At 56.8% G+C, this 23,171-nt stretch carries 24 protein-coding genes; 13 read left to right on the forward strand and 11 right to left on the reverse strand.

Annotated features, from left to right (window positions below; all coding sequences use genetic code 11):
• Positions 1 to 4 precede the first annotated feature (4 nt).
• Positions 5 to 1,429, reverse strand: a complete 1,425-nt coding sequence (locus MB02_RS14795) for a sigma-54-dependent transcriptional regulator (protein ID WP_067539399.1) — start codon at positions 1,427 to 1,429, stop codon at positions 5 to 7.
• 208 nt (positions 1,430 to 1,637) lie between these two features.
• On the opposite strand from MB02_RS14795, the gene MB02_RS14800 reads away from it, so the two are divergent.
• The 10 genes from MB02_RS14800 (at position 1,638) to MB02_RS14845 (ending at position 9,755) form a co-directional block, all read left to right on the forward strand.
• Entirely contained in the window at positions 1,638 to 1,763 is a 126-nt protein-coding gene (locus MB02_RS14800; RefSeq protein WP_082826232.1) for an aa3-type cytochrome c oxidase subunit IV, read from the forward strand.
• Complete coding sequence (locus tag MB02_RS14805; RefSeq protein WP_067539405.1) at positions 1,763 to 2,896, forward strand: NAD(P) transhydrogenase subunit alpha; 1,134 nt, start codon at positions 1,763 to 1,765, stop codon at positions 2,894 to 2,896. Before MB02_RS14800 ends, MB02_RS14805 begins: the two co-directional genes overlap by 1 nt.
• A gap of 17 nt (positions 2,897 to 2,913) precedes the next feature.
• Positions 2,914 to 3,198, forward strand: coding sequence for an NAD(P) transhydrogenase subunit alpha (locus MB02_RS14810; protein WP_067539408.1), 285 nt, complete (start codon positions 2,914 to 2,916; stop codon positions 3,196 to 3,198).
• Positions 3,199 to 3,389: 191 nt separating this feature from the next.
• Entirely contained in the window at positions 3,390 to 4,793 is a 1,404-nt protein-coding gene (locus MB02_RS14815) for an NAD(P)(+) transhydrogenase (Re/Si-specific) subunit beta (RefSeq protein WP_067539774.1), read from the forward strand.
• A 187-nt stretch (positions 4,794 to 4,980) separates the two neighbouring features.
• Entirely contained in the window at positions 4,981 to 5,676 is a 696-nt protein-coding gene (locus MB02_RS14820) for an aspartate/glutamate racemase family protein (protein WP_067539777.1), read from the forward strand.
• Between the two features lie 78 nt (positions 5,677 to 5,754).
• Positions 5,755 to 6,915, forward strand: coding sequence for a deoxyguanosinetriphosphate triphosphohydrolase (locus MB02_RS14825; protein WP_067539411.1), 1,161 nt, complete (start codon positions 5,755 to 5,757; stop codon positions 6,913 to 6,915).
• Complete coding sequence (locus tag MB02_RS14830) at positions 6,908 to 7,642, forward strand: NAD(P)H-binding protein (RefSeq protein WP_067539414.1); 735 nt, start codon at positions 6,908 to 6,910, stop codon at positions 7,640 to 7,642. The genes MB02_RS14825 and MB02_RS14830 overlap by 8 nt, the downstream gene beginning before the upstream one ends.
• Positions 7,643 to 7,697: 55 nt before the next feature.
• Complete coding sequence (locus MB02_RS14835) at positions 7,698 to 8,705, forward strand: bile acid:sodium symporter family protein (protein WP_067539417.1); 1,008 nt, start codon at positions 7,698 to 7,700, stop codon at positions 8,703 to 8,705.
• Between the two features lie 4 nt (positions 8,706 to 8,709).
• Positions 8,710 to 9,159: an abscisic acid-deficient protein Aba4 family protein gene (locus MB02_RS14840; RefSeq protein WP_067539420.1), complete on the forward strand. Its 450-nt coding sequence runs from the start codon at positions 8,710 to 8,712 to the stop codon at positions 9,157 to 9,159.
• Positions 9,156 to 9,755: a DUF938 domain-containing protein gene (locus MB02_RS14845; protein WP_067539423.1), complete on the forward strand. Its 600-nt coding sequence runs from the start codon at positions 9,156 to 9,158 to the stop codon at positions 9,753 to 9,755. The genes MB02_RS14840 and MB02_RS14845 overlap by 4 nt, the downstream gene beginning before the upstream one ends.
• A 21-nt stretch (positions 9,756 to 9,776) precedes the next feature.
• Here the strand turns inward: MB02_RS14845 and MB02_RS14850 are convergent, their stop codons facing one another.
• From MB02_RS14850 to MB02_RS14860, 3 genes are all read right to left on the reverse strand, one after another.
• Complete coding sequence (locus MB02_RS14850; RefSeq protein WP_067539781.1) at positions 9,777 to 9,905, reverse strand: entericidin A/B family lipoprotein; 129 nt, start codon at positions 9,903 to 9,905, stop codon at positions 9,777 to 9,779.
• 77 nt (positions 9,906 to 9,982) lie between these two features.
• Positions 9,983 to 10,894 carry a DMT family transporter gene (locus MB02_RS14855; RefSeq protein ID WP_067539426.1) on the reverse strand — a complete coding sequence of 304 codons (912 nt, stop codon included), beginning with the start codon at positions 10,892 to 10,894 and terminating at the stop codon, positions 9,983 to 9,985.
• 80 nt (positions 10,895 to 10,974) lie between these two features.
• A complete protein-coding gene (locus MB02_RS14860) occupies positions 10,975 to 12,513 on the reverse strand; it encodes a CpaF family protein (RefSeq protein WP_156495542.1) in 1,539 nt (512 codons plus the stop codon).
• A gap of 247 nt (positions 12,514 to 12,760) precedes the next feature.
• On the opposite strand from MB02_RS14860, the gene MB02_RS14865 reads away from it, so the two are divergent.
• Positions 12,761 to 13,660 carry a DMT family transporter gene (locus MB02_RS14865; protein WP_235829537.1) on the forward strand — a complete coding sequence of 300 codons (900 nt, stop codon included), beginning with the start codon at positions 12,761 to 12,763 and terminating at the stop codon, positions 13,658 to 13,660.
• A 2-nt stretch (positions 13,661 to 13,662) separates the two neighbouring features.
• Here the strand turns inward: MB02_RS14865 and MB02_RS14870 are convergent, their stop codons facing one another.
• Positions 13,663 to 15,171 carry a hypothetical protein gene (locus tag MB02_RS14870; protein ID WP_082826233.1) on the reverse strand — a complete coding sequence of 503 codons (1,509 nt, stop codon included), beginning with the start codon at positions 15,169 to 15,171 and terminating at the stop codon, positions 13,663 to 13,665.
• A 123-nt stretch (positions 15,172 to 15,294) separates the two neighbouring features.
• Between MB02_RS14870 and MB02_RS17500 the strand changes: the two genes are divergently transcribed.
• Positions 15,295 to 16,494, forward strand: coding sequence for a glycosyltransferase (locus MB02_RS17500; protein ID WP_170304753.1), 1,200 nt, complete (start codon positions 15,295 to 15,297; stop codon positions 16,492 to 16,494).
• A 38-nt stretch (positions 16,495 to 16,532) separates the two neighbouring features.
• On the opposite strand, the gene MB02_RS17505 is transcribed toward MB02_RS17500, so the two are convergent.
• From MB02_RS17505 to MB02_RS14885, 4 genes are read right to left on the reverse strand one after another with little or no spacing between them, the layout of a single operon-like run.
• The gene (locus MB02_RS17505) at positions 16,533 to 17,432 is read right to left on the reverse strand and encodes a lysylphosphatidylglycerol synthase domain-containing protein (protein WP_082826235.1); all 900 of its coding nucleotides are present in this window, start codon (positions 17,430 to 17,432) and stop codon (positions 16,533 to 16,535) included.
• Positions 17,425 to 18,171: a class I SAM-dependent methyltransferase gene (locus MB02_RS17510; protein ID WP_082826236.1), complete on the reverse strand. Its 747-nt coding sequence runs from the start codon at positions 18,169 to 18,171 to the stop codon at positions 17,425 to 17,427. The genes MB02_RS17505 and MB02_RS17510 overlap by 8 nt, the downstream gene beginning before the upstream one ends.
• A gap of 9 nt (positions 18,172 to 18,180) precedes the next feature.
• Complete coding sequence (locus MB02_RS14880) at positions 18,181 to 19,860, reverse strand: hypothetical protein (protein ID WP_067539438.1); 1,680 nt, start codon at positions 19,858 to 19,860, stop codon at positions 18,181 to 18,183.
• Entirely contained in the window at positions 19,857 to 20,867 is a 1,011-nt protein-coding gene (locus tag MB02_RS14885) for a glycosyltransferase family 2 protein (protein WP_067539792.1), read from the reverse strand. Before MB02_RS14885 ends, MB02_RS14880 begins: the two co-directional genes overlap by 4 nt.
• 191 nt (positions 20,868 to 21,058) lie before the next feature.
• On the opposite strand from MB02_RS14885, the gene MB02_RS14890 reads away from it, so the two are divergent.
• The gene (locus MB02_RS14890) at positions 21,059 to 21,334 is read left to right on the forward strand and encodes an HNH endonuclease (protein ID WP_067539440.1); all 276 of its coding nucleotides are present in this window, start codon (positions 21,059 to 21,061) and stop codon (positions 21,332 to 21,334) included.
• A gap of 15 nt (positions 21,335 to 21,349) precedes the next feature.
• Here the strand turns inward: MB02_RS14890 and MB02_RS14895 are convergent, their stop codons facing one another.
• Together MB02_RS14895 and MB02_RS14900 are read right to left on the reverse strand one after the other, a co-directional pair.
• Positions 21,350 to 22,690, reverse strand: coding sequence for a GGDEF domain-containing protein (locus tag MB02_RS14895; RefSeq protein ID WP_082826237.1), 1,341 nt, complete (start codon positions 22,688 to 22,690; stop codon positions 21,350 to 21,352).
• Between the two features lie 222 nt (positions 22,691 to 22,912).
• Entirely contained in the window at positions 22,913 to 23,170 is a 258-nt protein-coding gene (locus MB02_RS14900; protein ID WP_067539443.1) for an ATP synthase F1 subunit epsilon, read from the reverse strand.
• Between the last annotated feature and the right edge of the window lies 1 nt (position 23,171).

Raw genomic sequence — 23,171 nt, forward strand, 5'->3', positions numbered from 1 at the left:
TTTGTCAGGCCGCGTTGGAGCCTTCGATCCCCAGATCCCCCAGCTTCCGGTAAAGGGTAGAACGCCCGATGCCGAGGCGACGGGCCACTTCGCTCATCCGGCCGCGATAGTGGCCGATGGCAAGGCGAATAACATCGGCCTCAATCTCTTCTAGCGGCCGCAAATTGCCGTCTTCGGTATATAGCTCGATTCCGACACCGTCCTGCGCGTTGTTAAGCGAGGCTTGCGTATCTCCCAGCAGCTCGGACAGCTGCGGGAAATCCTGCGCGGTGAGAGCATCCCCGTCGCAGAACACAGCCGCGCGGAACAGCGTCGCCTGCAACTGGCGCACGTTACCCGGCCAGTCGTAGGCAGAAAGCAGCGCGAGAGCGCCATCGGTGATACTGAGCGGGCGCAGGCCCGGTTGCTCCCCGATGTGGTGGAGAAAATAGCGGGTCAGGGCTGGGATATCCCCCGGTCGTGCACGCAGAGGAGGCAATACGACGCGGGTATTGGACAGTGCTTCATAGAGATCGGGACGGAAAGCCCCAGCTGCCACCAGCTCTTCCAATGGCCAGTTGCTCGCCGAAATGATCCTGACATCCACGCGGAAGCGGTGCTGCGCGCCGATAGGCCGAACCTGTTGCGTTTTCAGAGCTTCGGCCAGCCGGTCTTGCGCTGTCGGCGGGAGGCGGTCGATCTCATCGAGTACCAGGGTGCCGCCGTCGCAATGCTGCAGCGCGCCGATCTGGCGGTCGAATGCGCCGGGAAAGGCACCTTTTTCATGGCCGAACAACACGGATTCCACGGAGTTGACCGGGATACCGCCGATGTTGACAATGCGCAGCTGATTTTTCGCTCGGGGACTGGCTGCATGCATGGCATGAACGAGCATCTCCTTGCCGGTTCCGCTCTCTCCTTCGATCAGGACACTTCCATGGCCACGCGCGGCTTTCGCAGCTTTCGCCAGGGCAGTGCGAAATTCGGCATTGGTGCCGATCATGGCATCGAAATCCAGAGTCGCTGCGATCTTTTCCGTCAGCGGCTGCAACTCGTCACGAGGTGCTTCACGGGTCGTTGCGCTGCGCAGCGCCTGCATGAGGCGGTCGGGCGAAACCGGCTTGACGAGATAGTCCGTCGCGCCTGCGCGCATGGCTTCGACTGCCAGCAATGGGCTGGCACTGGTGGTCAGCATCAGGATCGGCAAGGCCGGGCGTCGCGATTTCAATTCGGAAATTAGAGCGCAGGCGTCATCGCCAGGAACCCATTGGTCGAGGATGATCGCACCCAATTGCATGCCCTGGCGTGTGCCGAGCGTGGCAATGGCCGTTTCCGAATCGCGCACGATCAATGACCGCCAGCCTTCGCGTGCGGCGAGCGCACTGATCAGCCGGCTCTGTGCCGGTTCATCGTCGATCAGCATCAACAGTCGCTCTTCGCTTTCGCTCATGGTCCTCATCTGTCCCTAATTGGTACGGACCGACGAATAACGCGGGGGAGTAAAGAGCTGATTAAGCTTACCACCGGGTCAGCGGTTGGCTTGGGGGTAAGTCGGATCACTCAATCAAACCGAGCCTTGACGACAGGCGACGGAAAGCTAGAGCAGGCGCGATGCGGCCTCGGATTGGCCGCTTTTATTGAACTGGGGAAGGCGATTTATGGCTTCTGGGAATAACATGAAGGCCGCAGAACAATCCTACGAAAACTTCGTTACCTTGGTGAAATGGGCAACGCCGATTTGTGCGCTGGTTGCTCTGCTGGTTATCGTCCTGATCGCTAATTGATGGCAGGTCAGACCAGGATTGCGGTCCTCAAGGAACGGGCCGCAGGAGAAAGCCGTGTTTCCGCAACTCCCGAGACGGTAAAGAAATTTATCGCGCTCGGTGCTGCTGTGGCGGTCGAGCAGGGCGCAGGCGAACGAGCATCCATCGGCGACGCTGTCTACCGGGAAGCCGGGGCAGAAGTGGGGCCGTTGGATAGTGTCGTCAAGGATGCCGACATCGTTTTCGGTGTTCAGGGGCCGGACCCGGCGCTGCTGGCCGGGGCGAAGCCGGGCGTGTGGCTGGCCGCTGTGCTCGATCCCTTCGGGCAAAGGGCGCGAATCGATTCTTATGCTTCCGCCGGAATCGAGGCGCTGGCGATGGAATTCATGCCGCGTATCACGCGTGCGCAATCCATGGACGTGCTTTCGAGCCAGTCGAACCTCGCCGGTTACAAGGCTGTCATCGCGGCGGCCGATACTTACGGGCGTGCCTTTCCGATGATGATGACTGCGGCGGGCACGATTACCGCCGCGCGGGTCTTCGTCATGGGCGTGGGTGTTGCCGGCTTGCAGGCGATCGCGACAGCGCGCCGTCTGGGCGCGCAAGTTTCAGCAACCGACGTGCGATCCGCGACGAAGGAACAGATTCAATCACTTGGTGCCAAGCCGATCTTCGTGGAAGAAGTCGCTGGCATCGAGGGTGAAGGGCAGGGTGGCTATGCCACCGAAATGTCGGAAGAATACCAGAAGGCGCAAGCTGCACTGGTATCGTCCCACATTGCCAAGCAGGATATCGTAATCACGACGGCGCTGATTCCGGGTCGTGCCGCTCCGCGGCTGATTTCCGATGCACAGATCGCGACGATGAAGCCCGGCAGCGTGATTTTCGATCTCGCGGTTGGGCAAGGGGGGAATGTCGAGGGTTCGGTTGCCGATCAGGTCGTCGAGAAACACGGCGTCAAGATCATGGGTTACTCGAACACGCCGGCCCATCTTGCGGCGGATGCTTCGGCCCTGTTTTCGCGCAATCTCTATAATTTCCTGTCGGCCTTCTGGGACAATGAGGCGGGCAAACCCGTGCTGGACGAGGAAATCGGCAATGCCGTGCGGCTTACGCAAGCCGGCAAGGTCGTTAACGAACGGCTGCTCGGGTGAGAGGGAATAACTAAGTCATGGACTTCATCAATATCCTTTCGATCTTCGTAATGGCCTGCTTCGTCGGGTATTATGTGGTGTGGTCGGTTACTCCGGCTCTTCACACGCCGCTTATGGCGGTGACCAACGCGATTTCTTCGGTCATTATCGTTGGGGCGCTGATCGCTGCGGCCGCAGCGGGCAGCCCGGTGGCCAAATGGCTTGGCCTTGCTGGGGTGGTGCTGGCCAGCATCAACATTTTTGGCGGCTTCGCCGTTACCGAGCGCATGCTCGCAATGTACAAGAAGAAGGAGCGCAAATAATGGGCTCTCCTCGCTTCCTGTCTCCCGCACGGGCGGGGCACCAGTTGTTGCGCTCGGGCGCAGTGCGTTGGGCTTCTGCCTTTGCGGGGCTGTCGGCATTTCTGGCCACGACAGCGCAAGCTGCCGATTTCGCGTCAGGCGATCTTCCGCTGCATGTGGGGAATGCCTCGATTGCGGACGCTGCGGCGCATATGCCGCTGCCTGCGTGGGCATTGATCGCTTATCTCATTTCGGGCGTACTCTTCATTCTCGCGCTGCGGGGGCTGAGTTCACCTGCGTCTTCGCGTCGGGGCAATCGCTTCGGCATGATCGGCATGCTGATCGCGGTGGTTACGACTCTGGTGACCCATTCGGTAGCGACCTTGCCGGAAATCGCGATTGCGATTGCGATTGGTGGCGGGATCGGTTTCGTCATCGCCCGCAAGATTGCGATGACCGACATGCCCCAGCTTGTCGCTGCATTTCACTCGCTCGTCGGCCTGGCCGCGGTTTTGGTGGGGCTTGCTGCCTACTTCAACCCGGATGCGTTCGGCATTCTGTTGCCCGATGGGACGATCAATCCGGTCAGCCGGGTGGAAATGGGCCTCGGTATCGCCATCGGCGCGATCACCTTCTCCGGTTCGGTGATCGCTTTCCTGAAACTCGCCGGCAAGATGAGCGGTGCGCCGATCATGCTTCCGGGCCGCCATATCATCAATCTCGGCACATTGGCGCTGATCGTGGGTCTGACGGGGTATTTCACTACCGATCAGTCGATCGAAGTGATTGCCGCGATCACGTTGCTGTCGTTTATCATCGGTTTCCTGCTGATCATCCCGATCGGCGGCGCAGACATGCCGGTGGTTGTTTCCATGCTCAATTCCTATTCGGGTTGGGCCGCGGCGGCGATGGGCTTCACGCTGCATAACACCGCGATGATCATTACCGGCGCGCTGGTGGGTTCTTCGGGTGCGATCCTGTCGTACATCATGTGCCGGGCAATGAATCGCAGCTTCATTTCGGTGATTGCTGGCGGTTTCGGTGCGGACGATGGCGGATCGGGCGGTGCCGGAGCGGCCAAGTCCGATCGTCCCTGGAAGCGGGGCAGTGCGGAAGATGCGGCTTTCCTGCTGAAGGAAGCGCAAAACGTCATCATTATTCCGGGCTACGGCATGGCCGTCGCACAGGCGCAGCATACGCTGCGTGAGATGGGCGATCTGCTGAAGGAAGAAGGCGTCAACGTAAAATACGCGATTCACCCGGTAGCGGGGCGTATGCCTGGCCACATGAACGTGCTGCTGGCCGAGGCCAATGTCCCGTATGACGAGGTGTTTGAGCTGGAAGATATCAATAGCGAGTTCGCACAGGCCGATGTCGCTTTCATCATCGGTGCGAATGACGTTGTTAATCCAGCAGCGAAGAGCGACAAGTCGAGCCCGATCTATGGCATGCCGGTGTTCGATGTGGACAAGGCAAAGACGATCTTCTTCATCAAGCGTTCCATGGGCGGTGTCGGTTATTCCGGGGTCGATAACGATGTGTTCTATATGGACCAGACCATGATGCTGCTTGGCGATGCCAAGAAAATGGTTGAGGAAATCATCAAGTCGCTCTGACGCGCGGCTTTGTGATTTTTCAGTGAAAAGAGGCGGTTCCATATCTGGAGCCGCCTTTTTCTGTCTCCAGTGATCGCACGAGAGGCCCGATCTAACGCCCGGCCATTGTCACGGGTAACGTTGTAGCAAGGTTGATATGGCCTTAATTGGTACGGATTCACTAAGGGCACAGCAGGGAAACACCGCATTGCGTAAACTCGGCCTGATCGGCGGCATGAGCTGGGTCTCCACCCGGACATACTACGAACATATCAATCGCATCATTCAATTGCGTCGCGACCCTCACGCGAGCGCGCCGATGCTCCTCGAAAATCTCGATTTCACCAATCTGCGAGGTCTGACCAGCAGCGAAGACTGGGACCGTGCAGGGGGTATCCTGGTCGATTCCGCCAAGAGACTGGCCGACGCCGGGGTCGGTGCCCTGCTGATCGGGGCGAATTCGATGCACAAGGTTTACGACCGTGTCGCCGAAGCGGTCGACATTCCCGTCATTCACATCGCCGAGTGTGTTGGGGAAAGAATGGGCCGCGACGGAGTGAAAACCGCAGCGTTGATCGGCAGCAGCAATGTGATGACAGAAAGCTTCTACCGCGAGAGGCTGGTTGCCCACGGAGTCGACTTGCTGCCGCCGGACATGAAGAACACCGAGACCCTTGACCGGATCATTTACAATCAACTGACCTGCGGCAAGGTAACCCGCGATGCGCAGCGCGCGCTGAAAACGATCATTACAGTGAAGGCGCAGGAGGGGGCGCGGGCGATTGTTCTTGCCTGTACCGAGCTGGAACTGGTTGTGGACGTCGACGCCAATGTCCTGCCGATCTATGACTGCACGCGGATCCATGCGGAAAAAGCAGCGGCGTGGATCTTGGGTGACGAGTGAAGTTGCTCCAAAAACGGCCATGTGTTCACTGATGACCCCATTGCGTTAACCCTTCACCGGGCCTAGTTCGCACAGCGCATGAACCGCGCGCCCTATGCCTCTGATCCCGCGATTTCGCGCGGCCGTGAATTTCCGGAAGACCGGGCTGGTACCCGGGGACCGCGAAGCGAGTTTCAGCGTGACCGGGACCGGATCATTCATTCAATCTCGTTTCGCCGGCTACGCCATAAGACCCAGGTGTTTATTGCGCCTGACGGCGACCATTACCGAGTTCGCCTGACGCACAGTATCGAAGTCGCGCAAGTGGGGCGTGTGGTGGCCCGCGCGCTGGGCCTCGATGAAGATCTGACAGAGGCTTTGTGCCTTGCCCACGACATCGGCCATCCCCCGTTTGGCCATGCGGGGGAAAAGGCGCTGGACGGAGCGCTGCGGAACCGCGGCGGTTTCGATCACAATGCCATGGCCATGCGCATGCTGATGCGGCTCGACAGCCCCTATTGCGATCATGTCGGCCTGAACCTGACATGGGAGCTGTTGGAAGGCCTTGCCAAGCATAACGGGCCGGTTGCCCAACCGAATTGGGCGCTGGAAGAGCTGGACGCCGCTTTCCCGGTGGAATTGAACAGCTGGCCGTCGCTCGAAGCGCAGGTTGCGGCGTTGTCCGACGACATCGCCTACGACAATCACGATATAGATGACGGGCTGCGTGCCGGGTTCCTGCAACTGGACGATCTGCTCACTCTGGATTTCGTCGCGGATCAGTGGAGAGCCGTTGAAAAACGTTTTCCCCATGCCGCTCGCGACAGCCAGCTGCGCGAACTTGTACGCGGACAGATCGGGCTGATGGTCAATGACCTGCTCGACCATACGCGGGCCCAGCTGAACGGTGTGGATTCAGTGAACGAAGTGCGGGCTGCCGGACGGCCGCTTGCCGGTTTCTCACCTGAATTTGCTGCGCAGGAACGGGCGTTGAAATCGTTCATGTATGCGAGGCTCTATAATCACCCCGATCAGGTCGCCACGGCAGAGCGGGCGCGTGAAGTGATTGCATCTCTGTTCGCCGCCTATGAACAGGACCCGGCTTTGATGGCGGATGGCTGGGCAACGCAGGTCCCTGGAGATGAACCGGAACGTAGCAGGCATATCGTGGACTTCATTGCCGGCATGACGGATCGCTATGCGATCGATTGCTATGCGGCGATTTACGGGAGGATTCCGGAGGGCTTGCGCAATGTCTAGCCGACGGATCCTGTTGATTGGCGCAACCGGGTTGATCGGTCAGGCAGTGATGGCATGTGCCGTGGGTTATGAACCCGTGCGGCTGGCTGCAGTCGCTCGTCGCAGAGTGGCGTTGCCCCAGGGCGCACGAATGGAAATGTTCGTTGCCGGTACGGAACACTGGCCTGAGATTATCGAGTCCATGCGACCGGATGCTGTCGTCTGCGCACTGGGCACGACCTGGCGCAAGGCCGGGCGGGACGAAGATGCCTTTCGTGCGGTGGATGAGAAGCTGGTTCTGGATGTTGCTCGTGCGACCAGGGACGCCGATATTCGGCAGCTGATTGTCGTTTCATCGATTGGAGCGGATCGGCGGAGCCGCCATCTCTATCTGCGCGTGAAGGGCGAGGTTGAGGATGCCTTGCAGAAGATGCGCTTTGGCCGCCTCGATATTCTTCGGCCGGGCCTCCTTCGTGGGCATCGCGTGGAGGATCCGCGCCCGCGTGAACAATTGGCGATGTGGTTCAGCCCGATCATGGATATGTTCCTGCAAGGGGGAAATCGCCGGTTGAGATCTATTTCCGCCAAGCGAATGGCGGAGGCGATTCTGGAACTGGCGCAGGAAAAGGCGGGGGGGCGTTTCGTGCATGAGCATGACAGCATAATGCGGGCGGCGCGGCGCTTCGAACGGGATCTCGCAGACAAGGAAGTCGCTCAGGGCAAGCGGGCCGAGAGGAAGCTGGCCTGATACACCTCTGACCTGCTATCGGGTTTGCTCGGACGACGGGGGAGGGGATTTTCGGATGATCCAGCGCGCGACCAATCTTTTTGCGCTGTGGACGGTGATGGGTACGCTGTGGGCGTGGCTGGTCCCGGAACATTTCATATGGGTCGCCGACGGCTCTATCCGCCCTTTCGGTCAGCCGCTGATCAGCGTCCTGCTGGGCGTCATCATGCTTGGCATGGGCATTACTCTCTCGTTCGACGATTTCCGGCGCGTATTCGCCATGCCACGGTGTGTGGTGGCAGGCGTTGTCCTGCAATTCACGATTATGCCAGTGACTGGCGTGGTGCTGGCCCATGCACTTGGCCTGGCGCCTGGCCTCGCTGTGGGGCTCATTCTTGTTTCATGTTGCCCCGGTGGGACGGCTTCGAATGTGATAACCTATATGGCGCGGGCAAACGTGGCGCTGTCTGTCACGATGACAATGGCGTCGACTCTTGTTGCCATAGCGTTGACGCCGCTACTGACAGGCTGGCTGGCCGGCGTGTTCGTCGAAATCGATCGCTGGAGCCTGTTTCGCGAGATGGTGGCGATTGTTCTGTTGCCGGTTATCGCAGGGGTGCTTCTCAACCGTTACATGCCCAAGGTCACGAAGCTGGCAGCCAATGCCTCGCCGATGCTGTCGGTTTTGACAGTCGTGTTGATCGTAGGCGGCATTATTGCGAAGTCGAAGCCACTGATCGAGGCAAATTTCGGGATACTGCTGCTCTCAGTCCTGCTGCTGCATGCGTCCGGGTTTGGGCTCGGCTATCTTCTGGCGCGCGTGCTGGGCCTTGGCAGTGCCGAACAGCGAACAGTGGGCATTGAAGTCGGAATGCAAAACAGTGGCCTTGGCGCGACCCTGGCTTCCTCTCCTTCGTTCACTGCCCAATTTCCGAACCCGCTTCAGGCTGCTTTGGCTCCTGTGCCCAGCGCGTTGTCCTCCGTCTGTCATGTCCTGATCGGTAGCCTGCTTGCGGCTGTGTGGCGGAGGCAGCCGCCAGTCGCCTCTGCTGAGATCGGCGCGCCCGCCGTGGCCGAAAGCTGAACTCATGTGGGAGTTTTACCTCGCCCTCGTCAATCTGCTTGCCCTTGCCAGCTGGGCGGTGCTGATCCTGCTTCCGCGGAAGCCGGTGCTCCTGGCGTTTGCGCTTTATTGCGGGGTGGGAATCCTTTGCCTGTTATACGCAGTCGCGTTTGGGGCGGTATTGGCGGGCGTGACGGCGCCGGGCGGTGATGTGACCAATGCCGGCTTTTTTTCGATCGATGGCATCCGTGCGATGTTTGAAACCGATGCAGGCGTTGCCATCGGCTGGTCGCATTATCTCGCGTTCGATCTGTTTATCGGGATCTGGATCGTCAAGGATGCCGAAGCCAAGGGATTCTCGCGGCTCGCGCAGGCGCCCGTCCTGTTGTTGACGCTGCTGGCGGGCCCGGCCGGTTTGCTTCTCTGGCTTGTCGTTCGTGAAAAGCGCGCGCGCAGACAGGGGCGCATGACATGAAACGGCATGCTCCAGCGACCGCCCGTAATCGGGAGCCGATTGCCGCTATTCTCATGGAGGAACTGCCCGAGAGTGGTCTGGTTCTGGAGGTGGCGAGCGGCACTGGTGAACACGCGGTATTTTTTGCTGAACGTTTTCCTGCTCTTGCCTGGCAGCCAAGCGACCCGGATGGCACGGCGCGAAGTTCCATCGCGACATGGCGAGGTGATGCGGACCTGCCAAACCTGCGCGAACCAGTGGCGCTCAACGCAGCGGATGCAACATGGCCGGTCGAGTCTGCGGAGGCCATCGTATGCATCAATATGGTGCATATCAGCCCATGGAGCGCGACTGAGGGGCTGTTTGCGGGTGGCGCAAGGATATTGCCGGCGGGGGCGCCGCTCGTACTTTACGGGCCCTATCTTGAAGAGGGCGTCGATACCGCCCCGTCCAATCTGGATTTCGATGCCAGTCTGAGGGCGCGCAATTCCGCCTGGGGTATTCGCGCCCTTGCTGACATGGACATGTTGGCGGCGGGTAATGGTTTCACCCGCACACGGCGGAGCGCCATGCCCGCCAACAATCTCATGCTGGTCTACCGCAAGAAGGGCGACTGAGGCCCTTCTTTTCGCGGCTTTTTACATGGCGTCGTCGGCGGCCTGCCCAACCGATTCGATGTCCCGTCCAACACCCTTTACCGTGTTACAGGCGGTAGCAGTCAGGGCGATGCCGCTGATAGCCAGAGCGAGGATGAATTTGCGTACCATCTTGTTGTCCCTTTTGAAGAGCAGCGCCTTGCGGTGAGCTTGCTCGTGCCAAACGTACTTTCCCGCCTTCGGTTCCATCATCGACCGAGCATGGTTTCCGCCCTGATCGTGGCACGAACCTGGGAATGCTCGCGCCAGGCGATGACCAGCCCGGCGGTTATGATCAGCGGCGCACCGATCCAGGTTGCGGCGGGCGGAAACTGATCGAACAACAGCGCGCCATACAGTGTCGACCACACCAGCCCTGAATAATCCATGACTATGACGCTGGAGACCGACCCGAACCTCAACGACATCGTCAACAGTATCTGACCGGCAAAGCCGCACAGACCCATCAGCATCAGAAGAATCCAGGTAGTCGCATCATGGGCGACAGAGACGAATGGCAGGCTGAGGGCCAGGATTGGGCTGGTAAATGCGGCGAAGTAAAAGACGATCGTCAACGGTTCTTCGGAACGATTGAGGTCCTTCACCAGGATTGAAAGCAAGGCGATGGCGAAAGCCGACCCAAGCCCGACTGCCAGACCAAGCAGCGGAATATCGACCTGTCCCGGCTGGGTTATGATGAGGATTCCGGTAAACCCCAAAATGAGCGCCGACAGACGCCAGGCACCGACTTTCTCATGGAGAAGAAATACCGAGAGGATCGTGGCGAACAGCGGTGCGGTGAATTGCAGCGCCTGTGCTTCTGCCAGTGGAAGCAGAAGGGCTGCGCCAAATGTCATGGCCATGCCGGTCATGCCGATCATCGCCCGGCGAAAGTGATGCTGTACGCGTGTGGTTCGCAAACGGGAAAGGGACCCCCTCATCGCCAGGAAAGCCAGCAGGAGCGGAACCGTCAGAAACTGCCGCCAGAACATCGTTTCCAGCAGGTGAACCCCGCGCTCCCCGACCAGCTTGACCATCGCGATCATCGTCGAAAGCATCACTACCGCTGCAATGCGGATGGCGAGAGCGAGGATCGGGCGCTGTTGGGGGACGGCGGGCATGTTCCCGCCTTAGATTGCGGTGTGTTGGGATCAAGCTTTTTGCACCCATGCCGCTATTCGCTGTGGCATGGGTGTGGAGATCAGAGGCAAGCTTCCAGATAGGCTTGATCGAACCCGAACTGGCGAGCCTTCTCAAGGGTATAGGGGCGGAGACCCGAACTGCGGAATTCACCGATGATCTTGCCGTCCTCGGTTTCGTCAAGATACTCGAAATGGAACAGTTCCTGCGTCACGATAACGTCGCCTTCCATGCCGATCACCTCTGTGACGTTGGTCGTGCGGCGTGACCCGTCGCGCAGGCGCTTTACCTGAACGATAAGGTCGATCGATTCCGCGATCTGGCGCGAAATAGCCTCTTTCGGGATCTTGATGTCGCCCATCAGGATCATGTTTTCCATACGTGCGAGGCATTCACGCGGGCTGTTGGAGTGCAGCGTACACATCGAGCCATCGTGGCCGGTATTCATGGCCGCCAGAAGGTCGAAACATTCGGAACCACGAATTTCGCCCAGGATGATCCGGTCCGGACGCATACGCAGCGCGTTCTTCACGAGGTCGCCGATGGTGATTTCACCTTGGCCTTCCAGGTTCGGAGGGCGGGTTTCGAGTGGCAGCCAGTGAGGCTGTTGCAAGCGAAGCTCGGCGGCGTCTTCAATTGTCAGAACACGTTCGCCCGGATCGATCATTTTCGACAGCGCATTGAGCATGGTCGTCTTACCCGAGCCGGTGCCGCCCGAAATCACCACGTTCATGCGGCAGGCACCAGCGATCTTCAGCGCAGTGGCCATCTTCTCGTTCATCGAGCCGAAGTCCTTGAGCATATCGAGAGTGATCGGCTTTTCGGAAAACTTACGAATCGAGATGGCGGTACCGCGCAAGCTGAGCGGCGGGACGATTACGTTGACGCGGCTGCCGTCCTTCAGGCGGGCGTCGGCCAGCGGTGTGGTCTGGTCGACGCGACGGCCGACCTGGTTCACGATCCGCTGGGCAATCTGGAACAGGTGCTGTTCATCGCGAAACTTGATGCTTGCGAGCTGCAGCTTGCCCTTCTTTTCGATGTAGGTCTGGTTGGGGCCATTGACCATGATGTCGGATACGTCGGGATCGCTGAGTAGCTCTTCCAGTGGCCCGAACCCGAGCAGTTCATCGACCAGCACCTTTTCCAGTGCGAACTGTTCGCGGCGGTTTAGCGTGATCTTGAGTTCGGCGAGGACTTCGAGAATGATCGGCCGGAATTCTTCCGACAGTTCTTCCTTGGTCAGAGTCGCCGCTGCTTCGGGATCGACACGTTCGAGCAGACGCGGCAGCACCTGCTCCTTGATCTTGTGAACGCTGGCTTCAAAGCCTTCGACCTTGGCTTCGCCGGATACCACCCCATTGGCGCGGTCGGCGAGGCGACTCATCGCGTCGGCCTTCGCCGGATGCAGGGCTTCGGGCATCCCTCCCGGAATATCGGCCGACTGGCCACCGGGCAGTGGCGGGAACTGGTCACCTCCGGGTGGCGGAGCCCGGCGGTCTTCCGGCATGGCACCGCCCTTCATCGGGCGGGCAACGCCAAAAGTCGGCCTTGCCCCCTGACCCATGCCGCCAACACCAGTTCTGCGACCGAATGCGCTCATTCATAACTCCCGTGAACACGGTTTGGACCGGCCGTAACCGGCGCTGTTTGGTTGTTGTTAATTATAAAGTTTTGAGAACTTCCTAACGCAGCAAGGAAGTCGGAAATTATCTCCAACGCCGCAGATCTCTTGCGATTTTCCCAGTTTTCCGGGGCAAAGCGGCGTTCCGTGCGCGCCAAATCGTAAACGTCTGGCGTGGTTTGTCGCATGTGCCTATGGGGGCGCAGTTTCGATCAGGAGCGGTGCAGTGCAGCAGGAAGAACGGATCGGCCTGATCTATGGAGGGCTCGGCTTCGCAACGTTTCCAATAGGGGACGCCATGGTGAAGACCATGGCAGGAGAATGGGCGCCAACTGCCATCGCGGAATTGCGCTATCTTATCGCCGCGCTTGGTCTTGGCGTTGTGCTGGCGGTGCGGGAAGGGCGGCGGGGATTTCGTATTCCCCGACCAGGAATCCAGTTGATGCGCGGGCTGGGCGTCGGTTGCGCGGGGCCGGCCTTTTTCGCCGCCCTGATGCTGATGCCGATGGGAGAAGCAACCTCCATAACCCTGACGCAGCCGGTACTGACCGGGTTGCTGGCGGTCTTGCTGCTGAAAGAGCCTGCACGGCGTGAGACCTGGATCGCGACAATACTGGCTTTTGCCGGCGTCCTGGTCATTTTGCGGCCGAGTTTTATCGAGCTGGGCTGGGCGGCGCTGCTGCCGCTTTCGACCGCTTTGGGGATGAGCCTGACCATGATCGGCAATCGCATGTCGGCCAATCTGGCGAGCCCGTTGGCGATGCAGTTTGCTATCACCGCAGTGGCGAGTGTCGTGATTGGCCTCTTTGCACTGGCCGGCCATGTGAGCGGAATCGAAGAGCTTCACATTGGCGCGCCGTCAGCTCTCGTTCTGGCGAAATGCGTTTTCGTGGCTGTGGTTCTGACTACAGGGCACTGGTTGGTGTTCATGGGCACGACCCGCGCCGGGGCGGGAACGGTGGCCCCGATGACTTACCTGCAATTGCTGGGAGCAACGGCTATGGGCTGGATCGTGTTCGGTGACAGGCCTGATCTTGTAGCACTGATCGGTGCGGCCATGATCGTTAGCGCCGGACTTTATCTGTGGTGGAATGGCCGGGTCAAAGAAGCTGCCGAGTTGCCTTGAGATTACAGCCTTTGTAGTGCGCGCTTATTATCCACACAACTAGGAAGATTTACCTCTTTTTCGTCAGAATTCGGACCAACAACGTAAAGGTGATATGTCAGCCCATCGTATCCAACTGGGCTTTTCCAGAGTGGCAAGAGGGTTTCTTTTGGTATGTTGGTGATTGTACGATCACTGACGAGATAAGAACGGCCATGGCGAGTGATCTCATCGCGCAGAAAGTTCTCCAGTTGCGGGGAATTGATTAGTGTATTGTGGTAATCCCACCTGACAAAATCGAGCATGCAATGTTGTTCCGGTCGCTCGAATTTCATTCCCGACAAGGCAGAGAGGCCTGAAACTCGCCATTCGGGAAATGCCATCCAATGTCTATTTTCCAATCCCTGCTTGCGGATCTCGGCCACAGCCACGTGGGCAGTGTCAAAAGGACGTTGCAATGCTATGATCGCGGTGCTGATGCCTGATAATGCCGCTATCGTCAGCCAGGTGCGAAAGGCTCCACTCGGTATTTTGCCTTGCATGTGGCCATGCCAGGCGAGCAGAATGAGAAAGAGGGCGATAAGCATCAGGTGACGCAAGCCAAGGGGATAGGAGGCAAGGCTGAAAACCAGAGTCAGCCCAATGAAGCCAAATAGAAGCACTCGATTAGTGAGGGTGTCGCGCGTTTCATGCCAACACAAGGCAAGAAACCCAATCCAGGCAATGTTGGCGATTGGAAAGAGGCGGCTGTTCCATTGAGGCCTTAGCCCACCTTGGAAGGGAATAAGGAGACTGTCGACCTTCTGAATCCAGAGTATTGCGCTATTCTGGATGCCGAGCTGCTGAAAGGCTGAAACCATATTCGGCGCAGGCCAAACCGTCCATGTGGCAACTATGCCGGAGAGTAACCACAAAGCTGCCCAAGGCGGCGTTAACGCCCCTTCGCGCCATTTCATGAGCACAAAGATTCCCGAAAGTACTCCGAACAGAAAGTCGCACATTGGGAGGAGGACGATGGCGATCCATACCCAACGGCTTCGCCATGTTGCCATGACGAGCAGGAGCACCAATACGCCCAGCGTCTGACTACGCGAAATGGTGAAAAAGTCGAATAGGAAGAATTCGCTCAGTGCTATCAGCAGCCGTTCGATGCGGGTAAATGGGCTCGCGAAGATGATCAGACATTGTCCAGGAATGGCAAGCAGCAACGCTGCCAGCCAAAGTGTATCGAGCGGTTCCGTGAGATGGGCAAGAGAACGCAGAAGCAAATACCACAATGGTGGATGGCCTTCGTACCGCAACCATTGGAGCAAGGTGGCGATATCCGGTGCCTGCACAGCGATTTGCAGGGCCTGATATTCGTCGGGCCACGGCCAGTGCGTGACGATCAAGGCAGTCTGCAGGGCAAGAACGGCGGCGCAGGCGAGCAACCAGATTACAGAGCGGTCGAGGAGACGATCGGCTGTGCTGAATGCGGTGCAGATACCCTTGGAAAAACGCGAAAAAGGCAGTTTAGTTTGGAAAGCCGTCATCGCTTGTTTGAAACCCTTTGTTTCTCACACCATGCTTGGCGATAGTCTTGATTATCTCGAGGTGCAGCGTTCGGAAGAATTGTTGGTGGACCTTTGCTCTTCTAGTGGTCAGATATGGCATTGATGAAGATACTTTTCCTCACATCCACTTTGCCCCGTTTTCCTGGAGACATGCAGGCGAATTTTGTTGCTGAACAGGCAGAAGCTTGGCTGGCTGCTCGGCCATTCGACGAAATCACGGTTTTGGCGCCACACGACTCGGGGGCACCGAGAAAAGAAAGGCATGGGAACCTTTGCATTGAACGCTTTCCCTATATGCTAAGGGAGCGATGGCAAAGGCTTGCTTATCCCGCAATTCTCCCGAATATTCGGCGCAATCCTGCACTTGTGTTACAAGTACCGTTTTTTTTGTGGGGCGAGTACCGAGCGGCAAGTCAGGTAGTCAGGGGATTCAATCCTCATTTGATTTACGCCCATTGGGTCATGCCTCAGGGGGTGGTCGCATGGCAATTAAAACGAAAACTCGGTATTCCTTATATTTTACAGAATCACTCATCTGACCTTTCTGCATTTTTAAAATTAGGTGGATTTGGAAGAAAAATAGCTAAAGATGTACTAAAGAGTGCAGAGCATTTCTTCTGTGTTAATGCATACCAGAGAGATTTCGCTCTGGATTTTTTTGATGATGATGTGCAGCGTGCGGAATTTTCCAAACGCTGTACCGTATTACCAATGGGAATTGGTGGAAATTTTTTTTCATCCACTAAAAAAGAAAAAAACGGCTTTGAAATTGCGACGATTGCTCGCCTTTCAAGAAAAAAAGGTCTAAATTATCTTTTGGAGGCGGCAGAGAGGCTTGCTGACCGAGGTGTCATGCCAAGCATTGGGATAGCTGGTGACGGAGAGGATCGCGCCGAACTTCAAGCAATGGTCAGTAAGGCAAATGTGACATTTACCGGTTTCTTAAACGGCAGAGAAAAAGAGCACTTTTTAGCATCGGCTCAACGCTTCATATTTCCTGCACGTTCTTCTGATGGTGACGTGGAAGGTATGCCAGTTGCTTTGCTTGAGGCGTTGTGTCGCGGATGTCCTGTTTTAGCGAGTAAGGACACTAATATAGAATTACTGCCAGAATGGCCTAGCATTTGTGAAACAGTAGCCCTTGTTCCTGACCCAACAAACATTGAAGCTTTAGAGAAGGCAATCGAGCGATTGCTGGGTGCCGATCAGGAAAAATCACGGGAGGCGGCAAAACTGATGTCACGCTATCGTTGGGATTGCCTCATCCAAGAATATCTAAGTGTGATCGAAAAGGTGGCCTAATCACATGACTTGCAGGAATCGGGTAAATTGGTTTTGAATCAAGGCTGACCTTGCAGGGAGCTTAAGCTAACCCCGATCAACCAAGCTAAGGCATCACCGACAATGGTGACAAGGCGAAAACCCGCAGCGGCGAACAATATGACGCTGTCTGGGTAAGCACCGGATAACAGGGAAAAAAAACTGATTTCCCGCAGACCAAGCCCTGCTGGTGCGCCAGGGGTTACAAATCCTATTAGCCAACTGACTACCAATGCACTTGCTACTCTCAATGCTGAAGGCCAACTCCAATCACCACTCATCGCACTTATAAGGACGATATTGGCTGCAGAAAGCAATACAAAGACCGTTAGATAACATGTCAATGCGCAAATCAGTGTCCCGGTGAGGCGGCTGACAATATTAAGTCTCTTTCGAACAAGTAATATTGAGACTGCTAAAGCTACAATTGCCGCCATACCAACAACAATAGGAAGGCGGAGGCTGGCTCCTTCCACGAATCCCAATGTTGCAGCAAGGCCTGCCAGGATTGCTCCGGCGATGAGAACGCCAGATTGCTCCAATACAATTGCAATGCCGGAGGCTTCAAGGGGCATGCCATATTTTTTGGCCAAATAAGCTCGTCCAAAGAAATGCGCTACATTACCGGGTATGTACTTGCCAATCTGAGAAATCATAAAAATAATAGACCAATGAGTAAATTTTATCCTATAACTAAATTTATCCGAAATAATTTTACAGGAAATTATCATAATAAATATGGTAATAAAATAAATAAATAGAGACAGTATAATAATTTTATAATTAGAATAAATATAATTAAGTGAAAAATATGATTTATTTTCTATTAAGTAAAAAGAAAAAAATATCAATGATGTTATGGACAATAAAATGCCCATAAACTTCCCGTATGAGTAAAGTTTTTTTGAAATTCTATTCATTTATTATGGTCGTTGGTTTGTGCGCAACCGCTACTATTCCGACTGCGAGAAGGCCAGATCGGTCAAGAAAGCGATCAACTTTCGCTGAGGCCAGAGAGAGAGGCGCGTTTAAGATCGTCGATACCACGAGGAGTGGGCGAAAAATAGACGTCAATCCGATCAGCACCGTTGCAAATTGATGGTGAAGGAAGCTCAAGATTCCACCGTATATGGTAATTGTCTCGATCTCGAATCCAGCATTACGGAGCAGAGATTCAAGACCTCTTGGCGTGAAACGGAAATAATCGTGAGGAAGTTCGTGCTGTCGGCTGAGGTGTGGTGCGCTAATTACAAGCGTCCCTCCCTTTTTTAAAGTTCGAAACAGTTCGCAAATAGCTGCTGAGGGATTAGGAACATGTTCTAAAACCTGATGGCAAATGGTTGCATCGTAGCGTTCCGTTGGGACCTGAGGCATGTCTGTAATGTCTGCGAGCCAAGTAACTTGTTCATTGGCCTTCGGTGCGATGTCGAGTGATTCACGGATCGCGTTTCGTGTGATGATTCCACTCCATGCACCGCGACCAGAGCCAGCATCCAGAACAAGACCTTTGCTATATTTCGAGGTTGGTTGGAATGCGGCTTTCCATAAGCTATATGTGGTGCCAGAGAAATAAATGTTGCATAATTTGTCTGCACCGGCGTCGCGATCTAATGCTTTCTGACGGGCATTCTGAATATATTTTGTAATTGATTTCGCCATTACACGTCCTCAGTAGTCCGTGAAAAAACGGCCTTTGGGCCATTCGAATGCTGGGTGGGGGAGGTGATCGCCCCAGCGCAATACCGTCTCGTTGCGACGTGATCCGGTAACGATATGTCGGCCGCGCGACAAAGTGACGACGTCACCCGGCGCATGGGAGTGGCCATCTATTTCGAGTGTGCCATCTTCGACAGTGTATGGCCCCGGTACTGCGATCGCGATCGTTTCAGGTTCGACGCCTGCTGCGATCCGCTTTCCGGCGACATAGGCGAGCCCCCAATGCTGAATGTAGTTGTCATGCAACGTCTTTGCGTCGTCGGGCAACAGGTGCAGATCGCTGTCTGTTTTTGCGAAGACATTGCGCAGGGCATGACTCGTGGCGATCACAAGCGGAACCTGTTCCTGTTGCATCGCCTCGCTGTATTCCGGTTTTTTCGCACGACGGTAATTTTCCAGGGCCCAGCCGCTGGCAAAGTGTGGAACGGCGCGGGGATACTCGCTCAGCATCCCGCTCTCGTCGATATAAGTTACCGGCTGAGGAAATATCTCGCGCAATCCCGTTTGAATCGTCCGCTGCCGGTCCAACATTGTCCTGTCTTCAATGTAGGAAAGGGCGAATGCATTAAGAACGAATGCGATGCTGAGCGGGATGAGGCCGTAACGGTTGCGAAATTGATCGATGGCCGGCGCCGCTGCGACAAGGGCAGGGGGCAAGATGAAGACAAAGAAGTATGGGTAGGCGTTGCGATAGAATGCCACCGTGCAAAGCGGAGCGAGCAGCGCGACGAGAATAATACGCTCCTGCCAGGTACGGCCCTGCTTCCATATGAGACACGCGGCCAATATGAGAATAATGGCAAGCAGGGGGGCATAAATGATCTGTCTGACGAGGGATCGCCCCTGGGGAAACAATCCGCCTGAAAACATTCGATCAATCGAGAGTTGCCCCAGTCTCGCCACGTCATGCAGGGGGGCAGCCAATCCCATCCTTGGAAGCCAAGGTCCGACCAGAAGCAGCAGGATCAGGGCCAAAGCCGTTAGTGCTGCGATACCGGCGACAATCCAGCGTTGGGTGGGCGTCTGTAACCGGATCAGCAGAACGCCGAAAAAGGCAGGCGCATAAAGCACGCTCTTGATCGTCGCCACACTTGCGAGAATGACAAGCAGACCTGCAATTGCCAGTTCCAGCGGACGAAGCGGGCGACATAGCCCAATCCACAACGCCCCCATCAGCAGCGCTGCGGCAATCATGTCGGCGCGCAAGGCAAACGCATGGAGAAATACATATCCACCAGATGCATAGGCAAGCGCGCACAGCGCAGCGGTTTCGCGGCTCGCAAAATAGCGAGCCATGGCGAAAATCGCTGCCAAAGTAGCGAACTCAAAGGGAAGGATCAGCGCACGAATGATCCGGATATGTGTGATATTATCGCCGGGGAGCGACGGGACCCAGGAATAGAGCCAGACAAAGGGTGTTTGCAGCCACTGCACGGGCTGACCGAGCAGATGCCGGTGTATCAGGCTGAAATGGAAGAACTCATCCCAGTTTATGCTCTTCGAAAAGACAAGCTCGAATTGCATCAGGAGGACGAGCGCCAGGGCCGCGAGCGGCCAGACAATTGATCGGACATCGGGCAGACTGACATTGCCGAATCTGGTGGTGGCAACTGTCGAAGCAGATGCGGTCACGCGGCGTCCTTTCGCCCATTCTTGTGATGCGTGTGCTCCGTGTCGGGCGTTGAATTTGCAGCTTCCAGCATGTCCTCGATCTGGCGCAGGCGAGTAAGACTGGCTTCGACCAATTTGCGATTGGCTGCGATCAGATCGGCAAGCACGCCCAGCACGGCGATCAATGTCCCCAGGACCAGCAAGGCACCACCAATCACCAGCGATTGAACGTGCCCGTCGCCTTCTCCCATCAGGAAATAGACAAGAAACCGCAGGATCGGCAGGGCACCGACAAATGCGATAAGCGCACCAGCCCCGACGAATGCGCGCAGGGGATTGTACGTCGTGTAGGCGCGGGCCATGGTGATCCCGGTATTCATGATGAAACGCGGGATCGACTTGAACAGACGAGACGGGCGGGTCGTGGCATTGGTGCGGATCGGTACGCTCAGGATCGCCATCCGTTTCCGCCCTGCCTGGATCAGCATGTCCGTCGTGTAACTGAATTCGGTCGTGATATTGATGCGCTGTGCTGCCTCGCGGCTGATTGCGCGAAAGCCGCTTACCGCGTCAGTCACCTGGACACGGGAAAGACGCTGCACCGTAGCGCTGCCAAACCTTTGCAGTTGCCGCTTGATCGCCCCGAAATGGGCGTTGTCCGATACACCCCGGTCACCGATCACGATATCGGCACGCCCATCCAGGATGGGCGTGACAAGCTTCGCAATATCTTCACCGGCATATTGCCCGTCGGCGTCAGTGTTCACGATGATGTCCGCACCTGCGCGCAAGGCGGCGTCCACCCCGGATTGGAATGCTGCGGCCAGTCCGCGGTTGCGGCGGTGGCGCACGACATGGTGAACGCCCCACATTCGCGCGACCTGCGCAGTGTTATCGCTGCTGCCATCGTCGATCACCAGAATCTCGATCCGCTCGATCCCGGGGATGGAACGGGGGAGTGCCGCGAGTGTGTCGGGCAGGTGCTCGGCTTCGTTCAGGCACGGAATCTGGATAATCAGCTTGGTCATGTTGCCCCCACGCTTGCGGCCTTGGACCGCAGTCACCCGACCATTTGGCCTGCCAGGCTTTAAGGAAGCGTAAACTATGAAAATTTGCTTTTGCGAAGCTCTGACCAGAGGGCATGAGGGTGGTTGAAGATGGAGAAGGTGAATTCCATGCTGCCTTGTCGTGAAGCTGATTCGTCGTCACGGAGACCGTCATGAGTGACGAAGAAGGCCATTGCTGGTTGTGTGGCCGCCCGCTTGGCGAGCAGGTGGAATGGCATCACCCCGTGCCGAAGAAGAAGGGCGGGCGGGCTGTGGTGGCACTTCATCCGATTTGTCACCGGACGATCCATGCAAATTTCACGAACTCGGTTCTGGCAAGAATCGGTGATGATCGTGAAACCGTGATGGCCAATGAGACGGTGGCTCGGTTCGTCAGTTGGGTGGCGAACAAGCCACCTGATTTTCACGCACCGACGAGAAAGGGGTGAGGGTATACTGCCCTGCTATGCTGCGGCGAGAGTTTCCACGAACGTCATGCCATTGTCGCAAGACTTTGCCTGATACATCAGTCGATCCGCTGCGATGATTACGGCCTCTGCGTCGACCGGGGCATCGGCGGGGACTACGGCGACGCCGACGCTTGCGCCAATCTCCCATTCCTCCCCGTTTGATACACTCGCCAGATTGTTACGCAGATATGCCAGCACGGTATCGACGGAGAGACCCGATGTCGCAGGGAGCAGGGCGAGAAACTCGTCTCCTCCAAGGCGGGCGAGCATGTCGTCGTTGCGGAACGATTTGCGAAGCGCGGAGGCGACCTTGATCAGGCACCGATCGCCTTCGGTGTGGCCGAAGCGATCGTTCACACCCTTGAAGCCGTCAAGATCAATGAAGGCGACTGCAAATCCCTCAAGGTTCTCGTCACCGATCAATTTCTCAAGTCGTTTGAGTGCGCCACGGCGATTGAGCAGTCCGGTAAGCTGGTCATGCTCCGCATCTATTTCGGCTGCGCGGCGGGCCGATATGTCCTCGATAACTGACACGAAAAAGTCGGGACGGCCGTCATCCTTGCGGATCATAGACACTGTGAGATTGATCCAGACTACGGTGCTGTCCGCACGCACGTAGCGTTTCTCCATCGAATATCGTTTCGCACGACCATTCAGGAGATCCTGCAAATGCGCCAGATCCGCATCGAGATCGTCTGGATGGGTAATGCGCTGGAATCCCCCCTGGATGAGGTCTGCCCGCTCATGTCCTGCAATTTCGCAGAAGCGGTCGTTCACGAGAATGAACTGACCTTCGGGCGTCACGTGGGCGATGCCTACAGATGCCTGATCGAATGTTGCCTTGAAGCGCTTGTCCGCTTCCGCACGCGCACGCTCGCCGCGTGCATGCGCGTGACGGGCAAGTCCCAGATTGATCAGGCCGGCAAGCAATTGCAGGGCGAGCAAGTCCCCATTGTCAAACGCTTTGCTGACTGTGGAGTGGAGTGTCAGCACACCGACATTGGCCCCTTCGAAGGGGATAGGAGCGACAATTGCAGACAGAAGCATTGTCCCACCTGGCACTCCACCGGCGGGCTGACGTTGTGCCTTGATAGAGCAGAATCCCGGCAAATTGAGCGCATTGCGTGAGCGGCTGCCGACGGCTTTTGCCGTTACGCCGCTAGTCGCACGGCAAACGAGATGTTGCTTCTCGCGTAGCTCGATTTCACCACCATCGGCGGCTGGAATCAGGCGCAGTGCGTTGTCGAGAACGATCTGGAGGACACGCTGAAGATCGTCTCCCGCAGCGCTGACTGAAGTCTGTATGGCGAGAAATTCGCGGGGCCAGTTCAGCATCTTGGCCGACTGATCCTCTGCATCTGCGAAAGAAGGCGTTTTCTGGCGTAACAAAATCGTCCCAACCTCGCAGTCTCGGGTGTCTTACGGGCACAATAGAATTGTTACGGTTGAGACGATGTAAACATTGGGGAACGTTTTGCCACGGTGCGCGGATTTGTGACAAAAAAGGGTGCCGCGATGGGCACCCTTTCTGTCTATTGTCCGGTGGTGAGGGCAGTTTCAGCCTTCAACATGCTCCGCGAGAACGGTGAGGCCATTGGCACCCACTTCGGCGAAGCCGCCGCGCACCTGAATTTCCTCAGGTGCGCTGCCTTCGGTCTTGTAGATCTGGACGGCGCCATCGGGGACCGTGGACATGAAGGGCGCGTGCCCTTCCAGCACACCGAATTCGCCTTCCGAGCCGGGGACGACCACCATGTGGACATCCTCGGAGCGGACCAGCTTGGCCGGCGTGACGAGTTCGAAGTGCAGAGCCATG

This window comes from Croceicoccus estronivorus (assembly GCF_001625325.1).
Lineage (GTDB): Bacteria > Pseudomonadota > Alphaproteobacteria > Sphingomonadales > Sphingomonadaceae > Caenibius > Caenibius estronivorus.